The organism is Xenorhabdus siamensis, from assembly GCF_037996745.1.
GTDB classification, from domain to species: Bacteria; Pseudomonadota; Gammaproteobacteria; order Enterobacterales; family Enterobacteriaceae; genus Xenorhabdus; species Xenorhabdus indica.
Map to the genome: position 1 here is coordinate 23,501 of NZ_JBBMXE010000004.1, position 16,011 is coordinate 39,511.

General features: G+C 43.6%; 7 protein-coding genes and 1 pseudogene. 2 read left to right on the top strand and 6 right to left on the bottom strand.

Annotation, left to right across the window (positions count from 1 at the left end; all coding sequences use genetic code 11):
• Nucleotides 1–2 precede the first annotated feature (2 nt).
• Together AAC852_RS03360 and AAC852_RS03365 are read left to right on the top strand one after the other, a co-directional pair.
• Nucleotides 3–749, top strand: a complete 747-nt coding sequence (locus AAC852_RS03360; protein ID WP_340619806.1) for a thioesterase II family protein — start codon at nt 3–5, stop codon at nt 747–749.
• Between the two features lie 770 nt (nt 750–1,519).
• A pseudogene (locus AAC852_RS03365) lies at nt 1,520–2,510 on the top strand (beta-eliminating lyase-related protein).
• Nucleotides 2,511–2,597: 87 nt separating this feature from the next.
• Here the strand turns inward: AAC852_RS03365 and AAC852_RS03370 are convergent.
• The 6 genes from AAC852_RS03370 to AAC852_RS20160 form a co-directional block, all read right to left on the bottom strand.
• The gene (locus tag AAC852_RS03370; protein WP_340619807.1) at nt 2,598–3,341 is read right to left on the bottom strand and encodes a metallophosphoesterase family protein; all 744 of its coding nucleotides are present in this window, start codon (nt 3,339–3,341) and stop codon (nt 2,598–2,600) included.
• Complete coding sequence (locus tag AAC852_RS03375; protein WP_340619808.1) at nt 3,338–4,036, bottom strand: VUT family protein; 699 nt, start codon at nt 4,034–4,036, stop codon at nt 3,338–3,340. Before AAC852_RS03375 ends, AAC852_RS03370 begins: the two co-directional genes overlap by 4 nt.
• Nucleotides 4,033–4,515, bottom strand: a complete 483-nt coding sequence (locus AAC852_RS03380; protein WP_340619809.1) for a hypothetical protein — start codon at nt 4,513–4,515, stop codon at nt 4,033–4,035. Before AAC852_RS03380 ends, AAC852_RS03375 begins: the two co-directional genes overlap by 4 nt.
• A gap of 10 nt (nt 4,516–4,525) precedes the next feature.
• Nucleotides 4,526–5,179: a helix-turn-helix domain-containing protein gene (locus AAC852_RS03385; protein WP_340619810.1), complete on the bottom strand. Its 654-nt coding sequence runs from the start codon at nt 5,177–5,179 to the stop codon at nt 4,526–4,528.
• Between the two features lie 428 nt (nt 5,180–5,607).
• A complete protein-coding gene (locus AAC852_RS20155) occupies nt 5,608–11,775 on the bottom strand; it encodes an amino acid adenylation domain-containing protein (RefSeq protein WP_340619811.1) in 6,168 nt (2,055 codons plus the stop codon).
• Nucleotides 11,726–15,949 (bottom strand): non-ribosomal peptide synthetase, encoded by a 4,224-nt coding sequence (locus AAC852_RS20160; protein WP_340619812.1) that lies wholly within the window; start codon nt 15,947–15,949, stop codon nt 11,726–11,728. The genes AAC852_RS20155 and AAC852_RS20160 overlap by 50 nt, the downstream gene beginning before the upstream one ends.
• Nucleotides 15,950–16,011: the final 62 nt, after the last annotated feature.

Consider the following 16,011-nt stretch of genomic DNA (forward strand, 5'->3'; position numbering starts at 1 on the left):
TTTTGACTGATTCAATCCTGTACCCTGCGTTCGAAAGAGCAGAAGCGAAAGTTCAACTTGTGTTTTTACATCATGCTGGTGGCTCCAGCTACTCTTATTTGCAACTTTCTCAGAAGCTATCTGGATTTATTGAAACTTACTGTATGGAACTGGCAGGCAGGGGCTCGCGTTTTATACAGCCATTTCAGACGGATGCTGAAACGGTAATATCCGATCTTCTGGTTTCGATCAAACGGTTGAAACTGGGAGAAGAGAAGCCCTTGTTGTTGTTTGGTCATAGCCTGGGAACAGAGCTTGCTTACCATGTAGCCCGAAGAATCAAAAGTGAGGCACCGGAAAAGAAATTGGGCCTTATCCTTTCTGCGCGGGGAACGTCCTCTCCGGATGATTTACGAAATGAGACATTATCGGAAGCAGAAATAATAGGTTTGCTGAAAGCATTTGGAGAGACACCGCAGGATGTTTTCGCACACCCTGAATTGCGAAAATATGTGGTTAATGCCATGCGAAGTGATCTTCGTCTGCTGGCTTCTTTATCCCGATTGCCGAAGCCAGCGATAAACTGTCAGGCTTATGTGATTGGTGCGGATCATGATGAGCACGTGCCTGTCCCTTGGTTGGCGCAATGGCGAGAAATATTTACCACGCCCGTGACACAAAAAGTTTTTGCAGGTGAGCATTTTTACTTGTTTTCCAATGATGAAGTTATTGATTGGATAGAAGAACGGGCGCGGGAATTGGCGGCCTAATTTTCCAAACTATATTTCCAAACTATACCCAATGGATTTCAAGCTGCATCGCGGTGGCAAGGGAATGATAAATTCGTCGGGAACGAATTTACTCAGCCAAAGGCCGGCCTCCGGTGAGAGGCCGGAACCTCTCATTAATCACCGGGAGCATAAATAACTATGTGACCGGGGGTGAATGAGCGTAGCCAACAAAGAGACAGTGTGAAAGACGAAAGGGTTATCTATAGGCGGGTGCCGGCTATGCTGACACCCGTATTTGCAGATACATTGAGGCTAAAATAAATATAGCGCTATCTAAACCATTTTCTGCCATAAATTGTAACGAATAGATGTTAAAAACAATTATACGTGTAAGCAATTTGGAAATTAAATTCTATTACCCTCTGTGATTTTCTATATTTAATTCAATTTTTTTATTGTTAATTTGTAAATATTCATTCTGCAGTTGTATTTATGTTAAATAAGTATGGGCATAAATACTTTGTTGTTGTATAAGCTCGTGCTGAAAACACTCATGTAGTAATAAGGTCAATGTATGAAATTATGGCTGGTGTTATATAAGTTTTTTTTCAAAATACAGTCTAATATTGGCTATAGAATATTGCAACCGCTCCCTTCCTATCTTTAAATCACTCTTTGCTAAAAATTATTTTTAAAACTTTACATTTATAAGCAAAAAGACTTGTGCATTCTCACTGAGAAATAGTCAGTGTTTTGTTCATTATGCAATGTGGTGCTTTATTGTTTTTCTTTCTAATAGGTATATTAATATGAAGCGTATTCTAGAACCTTTTCGCATTAAAATGGTAGAAAATATTTATATCACAACTCGTGCAGAGCGTGAGGCTGTATTGGAAGCTGCGGGATATAATCCATTTATGCTGCCTTCTGATAGGGTTTATATTGATCCACTGACTGATTCTGGAACAGGTTCGATGAGTAATCAACAGTGGGCTGGTATGATGATGGGAGATGAAGCTTATGCAGGGTCTCGCAACTATTATCATTTAGTCGATAAAGTCAAAGAGTTGATCGGTTATAAATATACTGTTCCTACTCATCAAGGACGTGGAGCGGAGCAGATTTTATTTCCTGCTCTGATTGCCCGAAAAAAATTAAAAGGTGAAGCTAAAAAACCCGTATTTATTTCTAATTTTCATTTTGATACAACAATAGCACATGTGGAACTAAAATGAGATATTATTTAATGAAGTGAGAGTTAACTGTATTCCGAATGAGAGGTTCGTGACTTATGGCGGGCTTGCCGGGCGTGATATGGAAGCGATGGCAATTGGTCTTGAAGAGGGGATGGATGAGAATTTTCTGTCTTATCGTATTGGTCAGGTGACTTATTTGGGAGAGCAGTTAAGGAAAGCGGGGCTCCCTATTCAATATCCGGTTGGAGGGCACGCTGTCTTTGTCGATGCAAAACGGTTTTTACCCCATATACCGAGTGAGCAGTTTCCAGCTCAGGCGTTGAATAATGAATTATATTTAGAAGCAGGTATCAGAAGCGTGGAAATTGGCTCGTTATTATTGGGGCGTGACCCGCAGACAGGTAAACAAAAAGAATCACCGATGGAATTGATGAGGTTGGCTATTCCTCGCCGTGTTTATACCAATGATCATATGGATTATGTCGTAGAGGCTTTTATTGAGTTAAAACAGCGAGCGACTGGTATCCGAGGGTTAACTTTTACTTATGAGCCACCAGTGTTACGCCATTTCATGGCCAGATTTAAGCCAGTTTCTGAGAAGTAAGTGATATACGTTGTAACTTTCAAAATGTAGTATCACAACACAATCTCAAGTTGCCTATACTGCAACTTGAGATTAGGGATATAAATATTAATAACTACATGAAACCACGGATAAATCAGTTGAAAAATCAATAATATTAAAACCAAAACCTTTTGCTGTTTTGACGGTATTTGTGCCTAATAACCATTGGAATGAAACTGCTGGTGCAACACTTATTGTCATCTCATTTTTATGCCAAATACGTGAAGTATGTGCATGACCGCAACCAATAAATTTAATTTTATACCTTTCACATAGCGCCAGTAGGGCATTTGCGTTTTCCAGCATACAACTATCTACAATTGGCGTACCAACCGATTTGACATGGTGATGCATAAATAAAGCAATATTAAATCTACTGTTTTTAATAATTCTTTGTTCTAATTCTGCAAGGTTATCTTTAGTGATGAAGCCATAATCTTCACCTTCGACAACAGTGTCGATATCAGTAATATACCAATTGTCCCTATTATATTCACGGGAGAGGATATTATATTTTGGTTTGATTTCTGTAAGGGCGATATTAAAATTCTCCTTGAGATCATGGTTGCCAAGTATTGTGATGTAAGGTGTGTTGAGTGACTCCATTTTATTGAAAAAATATCTGTAAGCATCGGTGTCACCATCATTTGCAATGTCACCTGAGACTATAATTAACTCTATTTCGGTAATAGTCTGAATGCGACGTATTTCCTCACAGAGGATATCGAAATTGTTATAAAGATTTACATCAAATATTGTTTTTTCTCTTTTCTGAGGCAGGTGTATATCTGTTAACTGAATCACTTTCATTTTTTATTGCCTCCAAAACTAAACGGATTGTATGATATTCCCCAATCATATACATCGGCAGATTCTAATTTTTTGACTTTATCTGCTAAGATGATACCGATAGGTAAAAGTATAATAGACATTATTACTTTATAAGACCAAGTTGTAGAAATTATTATGACCAATTCATTTACACTATATTTTGAAGAAAGGCTTATAGGGTATGATGATAATAAAAGAGAGGCTTGTGTAATCATTGAAGCAATGATATATCTGAGAAAAAAGAAGCGACCAAGGAAAACTTTTTTTAAAGAAGATATTACAAACCCGTTGATAAAGTAAGAAATTGGCACAGAAGTCCATGTGCCTACCATAACGCGCCAAAATTCGCCAAACAATGACTTAAAATTCATTGAAATCTGATTATTTTCTGGTTGAGTATGTGACGCAATAAAAATGACCATGACAAAAATTGATTGGCATAAGACCATGATCCAAACTGTTTTTACTCCTTGTCTATAACCATAAACTTCTGTTTGAACTGTGGATATAAGAAAATAAAAAGAAAATAGAATTCCACTAAAAGTGATTTTAAGGCCATAAAAATCCAGAGTCTTATAGACAAGAACATCACAAGTTATCATGATGGTGACGGATAAAGAAATGAATAAAGAGTTATACTTGAAATTTGAGTTGGTGGGGTAGATTTGAGTCACTTTATTACCTTTAAGTTTGCAGATTTAGATGATTTTATTCTTTCTGATTTTGAAATTTCATCGGAGATTTTTCTTCCATCTTTTAATCCAGATAGGTAGGCTATCCTTATAAGGCTGGCAGGATCTAATTTCTCGATAATATTCTGATCTGAAAGCAGCTCTTTTCCATTTATTGTTCTGCGAGAATATTCATTTTGTATAGTAAATGACAGATCTCTGTTTTCTTCTATTATCTTGAATTTTTGTTTTTCTTTCAGATCATGCTCTTCAAATTTCGCTATAAAAATAATATCATAAGGATCGATGTTATATAATAAATCACTTTCAAAAATATCTTCTGCTCTTACTTTTATACATGTATGAGTACCTAATTCTTTTAATATGTAAAACCCGTTTTCTTTTATTGGTTCGAACTTCTGCAAATTGTAAATGTAACGAGGTTTGAATATCTTTCTGAAAAGATCAATTATTCTACGCACAATTAAATTCCTATTTTAAGTTTTTAATTGATTTAATCAAAACCCCAATTATTGTGTAATTTTGGCTGAATGTTGTTTTTCGATCATTATCAATACCTAATATTGAAAAGTAAATTCCACGCTCACCGACAAAGGCTTGTCTGAAACAAATAGGCGTATCCTTAATTTTTACTAGAACTATATCACTGTCACAAACTGATTCAGTTTTGGAAATGATTGCAATGGTGTTGCTATCAAAATACGGAGATAAAAGATTGTTTCCAAATTCTACTGCGAAGAGTGAGCTTTTCTGGTTATCCTGGATACTGATTTTGTATAGATTGGTGTGGATTATTTTCCCACTTACATATCCATCTAATTCATCATAACGAATTAGAGGTATTGATGAAATAGTTTCTTCTTGTCGACAAGATTCAGATAATTTACCATCGGTAATTTCACCAACGTTTACACCAAATATATCAGCAATGGATGAGACTGTAGCAATAGTAGGATTTCCAACACCACGCCTAAGACTGTTAATCGTAGCAATTCCAAGTCCCGTCAATTTACTTAGGGCTTGTGAATCTATATTGTTTTTTTTCATTAAGAAGTCAATGTTTTGTGAAATGTTAGAAAGTAAAGCATCAGCTTCAGTTGATTTTTTATTGTTCGGATCTTGCATTATATTATCTCGTTGATATTATCTTGTCAGATGTCGGTGTTTATAAGCGTATCTTATAGATTGATATTTTATAATACAAGAGTTCAAAATAAGAAAAACGCTGATATCTTAGTAACATACAAAAAATAATATTAAAGGTAGTATATTTTTTGATATGTGAACTATATAAGTTTCGTTTTCTTGATAAAAATCTATTCTATCTGGCTTTTAATACACTAGGGGAACTATACCTTATGGATTTCAAAAAGCTGTAACTTGAAAGACGGTGGGTATAATACAAAAATAATTACTATAGTTATAATTGGTTAAGTTTATTTTCTATCTATTAGTGGATTCATAATGTATCTTTTACACTGAGGAAGTAATATAAATAGTTATAATTAGAATTTAAAAGATAACGCCCGCAACAGCGGGCGTTATTCATATTTTTATTTCCTCTCTATAATCGCTTTAAGTAATACCTTACCCACATCCTGAATATTAGGTTGCATCACAATAGAACCGTGGTCTCCTTTAATCGGGATAATAGTCAGTCGTTCATTTGGTACAATTTTATCCCATCCAAGAGTGGCATTTCCTTGAGCTGCTTCTTCGGTTGCTCTGAATAGCGTAACGTCTACGGCTGCCGGAGATGGCGTATAGCTGTAGGCTGCAACAGCGATATTGTGGCGTAATTGCAAGAGATCGTTGATATTCTCAAGCGTGATTTGTGGTGGTAGCAAATTGTTCTGTTCTGCAAAGGTCAGCATCGCATTGTAATCACGATTTTTAGCCAATCTATACAGCTCATCACTGAAATGCTCCGGAATGCCTTCTGGCAGTAATTCAAGCAATGTGGTGCTTTTCTCAAATGGTATTCCGGCTTGCTGTTCTTCTGGAGTGAAGAATTCCAGATAGTTGGAGGCGGAATCCAGTAATCCGACAAAATTGACTGTCTCACCATCATCGACCAGTTGGCAGGCTATTTCATAAGCAATAGTTCCGCCTGATGACCATCCTGCCAGATAATAAGGGCCATGAGCCTGTACCTGACGGATACATTCAATATATGTTTGAGCCATTTTATTAACGGTGAGTTGTGCATCTTCTTCTGCATAGGCGTCACTGGTCGCGAGTCCATAAATTGACAGTTCACTGTCTTCAATATAAGGAGCAAGATCGTAAGCATAGTGAATATCTCCATCTACCGCATGGACAAGAAACAGTGAGATGTCACCATTACCTTTACGAATAGTCACCAGATTTTCTTGTTGAGAAAGTGTAGCGTCTGACTGTATAAAAGCAGCCAGTTCACTGATGGTCGGATGGACAAGCAGATCACGTATCCCGATATCTTTGCCTAATACTTGTTGCAGGCGAACAGCAACCTGCAAAGTTAACAGGGAATGACCACCAAGCTCCAGGAAGTGATCGTGTCGTCCTACCTGTTCCAGTTTGAGTACGTCCTGCCATATTTCTGCAATGATTTCCTCTGTTTTACCGACGGGGGCTTCATAAGCACGACTGATAACAGCGGATTTATCCGGTATCGGTAATGCCCGACGATCTAATTTGCCGTTTGGTGTCAACGGGAATGTCTCCAGGATCACAAAAGCACTGGGAACCATATAGCTGGCTAAATGAGTGTGTAAGGCTGCCCGCAGATTTTCCAGATCTACCGTTGCTTCTGGTTGTGGTACTACATAGGCCACCAGGCGTTTATCATTGGGAATGTCTTCCCGTACTATAACAAGCGCGTCTTTGATACCAGAGTAAGCGAATAATCTGGCTTCAATTTCCCCCAGTTCGATACGGAATCCGCGGATCTTAACCTGAAAATCGTTACGTCCGAGATACTCAATCGTACCGTCCGGCAACCAGCATCCTAAATCACCGGTTTTATACATTCTTGCATCGGCTTGATGGCTGAATGGATCAGGAATAAAGCGTTTCCCTGTGAGTTCAGGTTGATTGAGATAACCGCGGGCAACGCCTGCGCCGCCAATATGGATTTCACCGGCAACACCAAGAGGAACAGATCGCCCCTGAGTATCCAAAATATAAATGCGGGTATTGGTTAATGGATAACCAATAGGCAGGTTTACCGCAGTATAAGCGGAATGACCATCTACTTTTAATACCGTCGCGATGACAGTGGTTTCTGTTGGTCCATAGGAGTTGATCCAGTGGCAGGATTGAGTTTCAGGCAGTGATTTCCAGAGGTTGAGATGGTGAAGCTCTGCTTTTTCTCCCCCAACAATCACCAGACGTAAAGAAGGGCTGAAACCGCACCGCCCTGAGGCTAATTCTTGTACCCATTGATGCCAGAAGGCAGTGGGGAGGTCAGTAACGGTGATTTGCTGTTCCCGTAAGAAGCGGGCAAAGTTGCTATCCGGTACGCGAAGATCAGTAGGTCGCAGAATTAAAGTCGCACCTGTTGCCAGTGTGGCAAAAATATCGGAGACGGTGGTGTCAAAAGCAACAGATGTAAATTGCAGCACGCGGTCAGCAGGTGTCAGTTCGTTAGTCTGGCGTTGGACATGAACAAAACTAACTACATTGTGGTGCTCAATCATCACGCCTTTCGGCTGGCCGGTCGAGCCAGAGGTATAGATGATATAGGCCAGATGGTGCGGAGCCAGCCCTGACAAATGCGGTTCAGGGTCGTGGGTACAATGCTGTGCCACGGCCGTTAAATAATCTTCATCATCCATTAACCAAACTGGTACGTGAGTTGTCAGACGATTCTGTAAATGTTGCTGAGTCAGTAACAATTTGGGTTTGCAGTCTGCCAGGATATAGCTCAACCTCTCGGTCGGATAATCTGTGTCCAGTGGTACATAACCGGCACCGGCTTTCAGGATCCCGAACAGGCCGATAATCATATCCAGACTGCGTTCAACACAAATAGCTACCCGATCATCCGGTTGCACTCCCGCGGCAATCAAAGCGTGGGCCAACTGGTTGGCACGTTGGTTCAGCTCAGTGTAACTAAGTTGTCCTTCACCACTTATCAAGGCAATGGCATCAGGTGAAACAACGGCTTGTTGTTCGAATAACTGATGGAGCAGCATATCTTGCGGATAAACAATTTCAGCACCGTTGAAATCTACCATTAACTGTGTGTGTTCTTCTGGTGGCAAGATAGTTATTGTCTGAATATCCTGTTTTGGTGTGTTTTGCAGTGCAGTCACCAATTCTTTTAGCGCGGTCACCACGTAGGCATTAATGCGAGCAGGGTCGATTTGCTGGTTACACTGAGCGGTCAGTTCAAATCCATCCTCATAAGCATCGACATCCAGTGATAAAGGATAATTACTGCGTGACTCTTTCGTGTTGAGCGTTTCAATACCTTCCCAGATTGATGAGAGCTCTTGTTCATCTTCATCAGACTCATCTGAGCTATGACGGAAATTGAGCAGACTGTTAAATAATGGCAGAGAAGCGGGAATGCCACTGCAACGCTGGGCAATTGCCAAAGGGGCTTGTTCATGTATCAGTAAGGTACTGAGTTGCTGGTAAGTATCTTGTACTGTTTGTTGAACGTTGCGTCCCCGCAGAATAACCCGGACAGGCAATGTGTTGATAAACATCCCCAATATCCGCTCTGTCTCTTCTCCACTCTGTAATCTTCCCAGTAACACTGTTCCGAAGACGACATCATCACGACCACTGCATTGTGCCAGTACCTGAGCCCAGGCAACATGGAACAAAACCGCAGTGCTGACACTCTGCTGGCGGGCACATTGCTGGATCATTTGAACCAGGTCATCGTCCAACGTCAGAATATCTTCCACAATTTCATCGTTATTATTCTGAATATCGAGTAAACCAAATGGCAGGGTAGGTTCTTCTACATCACCAAGTAGCTGCCGGAAATAGCTCTGATGCTGTTCAAGGGGAACATTTTTAGTCTGGGCAATAAAATTGCGATAGGGTAAAGGCGTTGGCAATTGCTCACTTTTTCCCTGTAGCAAGGTATTGACTTCATTAAATACCAATTTCAGCGATAAATGGTCACAGACTAAATGATGATGCAGCAAGGATAACAGCCATTTGTCACTATGCGGATCTTTAGCGATGCTGGCGGACAATAAGGGGGCTTTGGTGACATCCATGCGTACCACGTCAGGATCGGTATAATCGCGCAGTTGTTGTTCAGCATCAATTTCAGATGACAATTCCAGCTCTGTAACAGGCATTGATGCATGGCGATGAACCACTTGGACCGGCTCCGGCAGATTTTCCCAATACACTGCACTGCGCAGAATATCATGGCGGGCAATGACCTGTTGCACGGTCTGCAAAAACTCATCCAGACGTGCACGGTTGTCGAAAGTCATCAACAGATTGTCCAGATAGGTATCGCCGGTTGTTTCCAATAAATGGTGGAAGAGGATACCCTCCTGTAATGGCCCCAATGGATAAATATCCTGAATATTGGCAACGCCATCGGCAACTTGATCCACAATTTGATCAATGTTGTCTTGCGTCAGCGTGACCAACGGCAACATATCCGGTGTGATAGCCTGGCAGTCATCAGAGATAAGATTGGGGGGGACATCATAGGTAATGCAGTCATTAGCTGTTGTTTTTGTCAAACGTTCTGCCATTGCCATCAATGAGGGAGAAGAGAAGACGGCACTGATTGCCAAAGTAAAACCACGCTGGCGTAACTGTTCAATCAGACTAACCACCAACAGTGAATGTCCACCCAATTCAAAGAAATTGTCATACCGTCCGACTTGCTCTAACCCCAATAAAGTCTGCCAGATAGTTGCTAAAAGTTGCTCAGTTTCCCCTTGAGGAGCCTGATATTCACGGCTGACAATTGCAGAGCGATCCGGTGCAGGCAGGGCCTGACGATCCAGTTTACCGTTCGGAGTCAGCGGGAAGGCATCCAGAACCACAAAGGCGCTAGGCAACATGTATTCCATCAGACGGGAGCCAAGCTGTTCACGTAGTTGAACAATATCTAATGTTATTTCCGGTTTCGGTATCAGATAGGCGACCAAACGTTTATCACCGTTTTCATCTTCACGTGCGATAACGATGGCATCTTTAACTCCATCACAGGCAGCCAGTTGAGCTTCAATTTCTCCCAGTTCAATACGGTATCCGCGGATCTTGACCTGAAAGTCATTGCGTTCCAGATATTCAATGGTGCCGTCCGGTAGCCAGCGGCCTAAATCACCAGTTTTGTACATGCGGGCATTTGGTTGTTCACTGAATGTATCAGGGACAAAACGTTCAGCGGTAAGGTCGGGGCGATTCAGATAACCACGGGCAACCCCGGCGCCACCGATATGAATTTCACCGGCAACACCAAGGGGAACGGGTTGTCCGTCTTTATCCAGAATATAGATCCGGCTATTGGTGAGCGGGTAACCAATCGGCAGAATTTCTGCCATGTAAGGTGAATGACTATCCAGTTTTAGGACAGTAGCGATAACCGTAGTTTCCGTCGGGCCGTAAGAGTTAATCCATTGGCATGAATGCGTTTCCGGCATGGATTGCCAGGTCATGAAATGGCGGAGTTCGGCTTTTTCACCGCCAACGATCACCAGACGCAGATATGGGCTGAAACCGCAACGACCTGCTGCCATCTCCTGTACCCATAAGTGCCAGAAGGCAGTCGGGAGATCGGAGACAGTGATTTGTTGTTCCCGCAGAAATTCGGTAAAGGTGATATCGGGAATGCGCAGATCCGCAGAGCGCAGAACTAAAGTTGCACCAACCGCCAGTGTGGCAAAAATGTCGGATACGGTGGTGTCAAAGGCAACAGACGTAAATTGCAGTACACGGTCAGATGATGTCAGTTCATTGGTCTGGCATTGGACGTGAACAAAATTGACTACATTGTGATGTTCAATCATCACACCTTTTGGTTGGCCGGTCGAGCCGGAGGTATAGATGATATAGGCCAGATGGTGTGGTTCCAGCCCTAGCAGGAGTGGATCAGGGTTGTGTGTCGGTTGTTGTGCCATCGCAGCCAGATGGTTGTCACTGTCCAGTATCCAGGTTGGTATATCCGTTGATAAACGCGTTTGTAAGTGCTGTTGGGTCAGTAACAGCTTAGGCTGGCTGTCTGACAGAATATAAGCCAATCGCACGACCGGATATTCGCTATCCAGTGGTACATAGCCCGCACCGGATTTTAATATTGCCAACATAGCAATCACTATATCCAGACTGCGTTCGACACAGAAAGCTACGCGGTCATCAGGTTGTACACCTGCTGAAATCAGTGCGTGTGCCAGTTGGTTGGCTCGTTGGTTCAGTTCTGCATAACTGAGATGCTCTTCACCGCCATGCTGGTACGTTTCCTGTACCATTTGTTGAACAGAGCGATTCTGTAGGGTAAGGCGGACAGGTAACGTATTGATGAACATACCCAATATTCTTGCCGTGTCTTCCCCGCCTTGTAACCGCCCCAATAAAACAGTACCGAAGATCACATCATCCCGGCCGCTGCATTTCGCCAGTACCTGTGCCCAGGCAACATGAAACAGAACCGCAGCACTGACACCTTGCTGGCGGGCACAATCCCGTAGTGCTTGTGCCAACTCATTGTCCAGGGTGAAAACAGCTTCTGCAATCTTGGCTGCCCTGTACATCGAGCAGGCCAAAGGGCAGAGTCGGCTCTTCCACATCACCCAACAGTTGTTGGAAATAAGCTTGATGATTTTCCAACGGAATGTTTTTGGTCTGAGCGATAAAATTGCGATAAGGCAAGGGCGCAGGCAAGTTTTCACTTTGTCCCAGTAATAAGGCTTCAACTTCGCCGAATATCACTTCCAGTGACAAATGATCACAAACCAGATGATGGTGTTGTAATGCCAGTAACCAACGCGGATTTTGTGCAGTACGGTCTTGTGAAGAATAGGTTTGTGAGGAATAGTCTTGTGAAGGACGCTCTTGCACAATGCTGGCGGACAGTAATGGCGCTCTTGTAATATCCATACGTGTCGAATGAGAGTCGGTATGATGGCGCAGTTGTTGTTCCGCGCTGTCTTCTCCTGACAGTGTTAATTCTTTAACAGGAAGTGGTGCCTGACGATAAACCACCTGAACGGGCTCTGGCAAGTTATGCCATTGGACGGCACTTCGCAGGATATCATGACGATCGATAACTTTCTGCATAGCCAGCAGGAAAGTATCCAGACGTTGGCGGCTGTCAAAAGTCATGATGACGCTATCGAGATAAATATCGCCTTCGGTTTCCAATAAATGTTGGAACAGGATCCCTTGCTGCAAAGGACCGAGGGGGTAGATATCCTGAATATTGCTGCCCCCCCCTGTTACCTGAGCGACTATCTGATCAATATTACCCTGTGACAACGTGACTAATGGCAGCATGTCCGGTGTAATTGCCTGACAGTTAGTTGGGATCAGGTTTGGTGGCACAACCGGGCTGTTTACCTCTGAACCAGCGTGCGCCGTTAGATGCGTTGCCATCGCAGCTAATGTTGGCGCGGAGAAAACAGCACTGACATCAAGAGCATAATTACGCTGACGTAGCTGTTCAATCAGGCTGACGACTAATAATGAATGGCCTCCCAGCTCAAAGAAATTGTCATGACGCCCGACGTGTTCCACTCCGAGCAATTCTTGCCAGACGGTTGCCAGTTGTTGTTCTGCTTCTCCTTCTGGAGCCTGATATTCCCGGCTGATGATAGCTGTATGATCGGGGGCTGGCAGTGCCTTGCGATCAACCTTTCCGTTAGGCGTCAGTGGAAAGGCATCCAGAATGACATATGCGCTCGGCAGCATATATTCCATCAATTGGGTGCTCAATTGTTCACGCAACTGAATGATATCCAGAGTTGTTGAAAATTGTGGCACCAGATACGCCACCAGACGTTTATTGCCGCTTTCGTCTTCATGCGCGGTAACAACGACATCCTTGACACCATCACATTTAGCCAGTTGTGTTTCAATTTCTCCCAGTTCAATGCGGAAACCCCGGATCTTGACCTGGAAATCATTACGCTCCAGATATTCAATCGAGCCATCAGGCAGCCAACGGCCTAAGTCTCCGGTTTTATACATCCGGGCATCAGGTTGTTCACTGAATGGATCCGTCACGAACCGTTCAGCGGTGAGGTCAGGGCGGTTCAGATACCCGCGGGCGACGCCTAAGCCACCGATATAGATTTCACCCGCAACGCCAATGGGTACAGGTTGCCCCTGAGTATTGAGGATATAAATGCGGGTATTGGTGAGCGGGTATCCAATGGGGACTGTACCCGTCAGGCAAGGGGAGTGACTGTCTGGTTTCCATACTGTGGCAATCACAGTGGTTTCCGTTGGGCCGTAAGAGTTTATCCAGCGGCAGGATTGGGTGTCCGCTAACGATTGCCAGGTGTTGAAGTGACGGAGTTCGGCTTTTTCTCCGCCGACAATCACCAGACGAAGAGAAGGGCTGAAACCACAGCGGCCGGCCGCCATCTCCTGTACCCACAGGTGCCAGAATGCGGTAGGTAAATCGGAAACGGTGACCGCCTGTTCCTGTAAGAATTGGCTGAAGTTTTTGTCAGGGATGCGCAGATGGGCAGCTCTCAGCACTAATGTTGCTCCGACGGCCAGGGTGGCAAAAATATCGGAGACGGTGGTATCGAAGGCCACCGAGGTAAATTGCAGTACCCGATCCGCCGGGGTCAGTTCATTGGTTTGACACTGGACATGAACAAAATTGACCACATTGCGATGTTCAATCATTACGCCTTTCGGTTGCCCGGTCGAGCCGGAGGTGTAGATGATATAGGCCAGATGATGGGGTTCCAATCCCAGTTGTTGTGGTTCAGGATTGTGGTCGGGCTGTTGTGCCACATAGTCCAGATAGTCATCATCATCCATGACCCAGACGGGTACTTTGGTCGTTAAACGGCTCTGTAAGTGATGCTGAGTCAATAATAATTTAGGTTCGCAATCTGACAGAATGTAAGCCAGACGTTCAGTGGGGTATTCAGGATCTAATGGCACATAACCGGCACCAGCTTTCAAGATCCCGAACAGGCCAATAATCATGTCCAGTCCACGCCCGACACCAATCGCTACGCGGTCATCCGGCTGTACACCAGCGGTAATCAGGGCATGGGCCAGTTGGTTAGCCCGCTGGTTCAGTTCGGCATAACTGAGTTGTTCTTCACCGCTAATCAACGCAGTAGCATCAGGTGAATGCCCGGCTTGTTGCTCAAGGAACTGTTGGAGCAACATATCTTGTGGATAACTGGCTTCTCTGGCATTGAAATCTGCCAGTAATTGGGTACGTTCATGTGGCATTAGCAGTGGAAGATCTGCTACACGTTGAGAATCATCGCTAACCATAGCGGCCAGAAGAGTTTGCAGATAACCTGCCATACGTTTCATGGTGGCCTGGTCAAACAGATCACTGGCATATTCCAGTTCACCGATTAACCCGTTTTCGGTGTCATGGAGTGATAACGAAAGATCGAAGTGTGAACTGTCTTCAGATAGATCCAGTTCACTGATGGTTAATTCTGGCAGCTCAAACTGCTGTTGTCCGGGAGTATTATCCAGTGACAGCATAACCTGAAAGATAGGACTATAACTCAGGCTGCGGGGTGGCTTTAATGCTTCAACTAATTGTTCAAATGGAAAATCCTGATGTTCAAAAGCCTGCAAAGTATGTGCTTTCACATGTGCCAGTAATTCGCTGACAGTGGGGTTATTCTGTATTTGAACCCGTAACGCTAAGGTATTGACAAAAAAGCCGATTAACGGTTCCAGATCACGATGTTTACGATTAGCGACGGGAGTACCTATTACTACATCATCTTGCCCACTCAGGCGGGAAAGTAATATTGACCACCCTGCCAGCAGAGTCATAAATAAAGTCGTGCCATGACGTTGAGCGAATGCCTTTAATTTTCCCGTCAAATCAGGTGACAATGTAACAATAGCCTCTCCTCCGGCATAGGTTTGCCGTGAAGGACGAGGTCTGTCAGTCGGAAGTGTCAAAAGTGTCGGGGCATCTTGTAGAGCGCTACGCCAATAATCCAGTTGTTTCTCCAGCTCGTTACCCTGTAATTTCTGCCGTTGCCAGAGAGTATAATCAGCATATTGGATCCTCAGTGGGGGTAATGGGTCAGGCATCCCGTGGCAGAAACTTGGGTAAATGGTGGAAAATTCCTGCATTAACACGTTGACTGACCAACCATCCGAAATAATGTGGTGCTGAGTTAATAGCAGGGTATGTTCATCTTCTGCGAGCTTGAATAATTGCCCCCGTATTAAGGGGCCGTTTTCAAAATCAAAGGGTTGGGTTGCTTCAAACCGCATAGCGCTTTGAATGGTCGCCTGCTGTTCATCTTTAGTTAACCGGCTGAGATCTTCAGTCATTAAAGAAAAACCATAATCTGCATTATGAACGACTTGCAGGGCGGTTCCCTCCGCCCTAGTTTTTCCTTCAACCTTAACGTTATTTTCCGTCAATGTCGTTGATGTATGCGCAACCGATGTAATCGTAGTACGCAAGATCTCATGACGGGCGACAATCCGATCCAGCGCGGCCTGTAAGGCCGGCTTGTTCAGATGACCTTGCAGATGGAGGGCGGTCGGAATGTGGTACGCTGTCAGCGCCGCCGGATCTAATTGTGCAAGGAACCATAGGCGCTGTTGCGCCCAGGATAATGGTATTTCCTGCTGCGGATTTCTGGCAGGGATTTGATCTTTCTCCGCTGTCAGACTGCTTTGAATACGTTCTTTCAGTTTCTTCTGGAGTACTGCTTGCCTTAATTGATTCAGTGTTTGTTCATTTTTATTCATTGTTGACCTCCATTGGGTTGATCTCCATTTAGCATGGCAAGCAACTCTTCTTCGGATAGGTT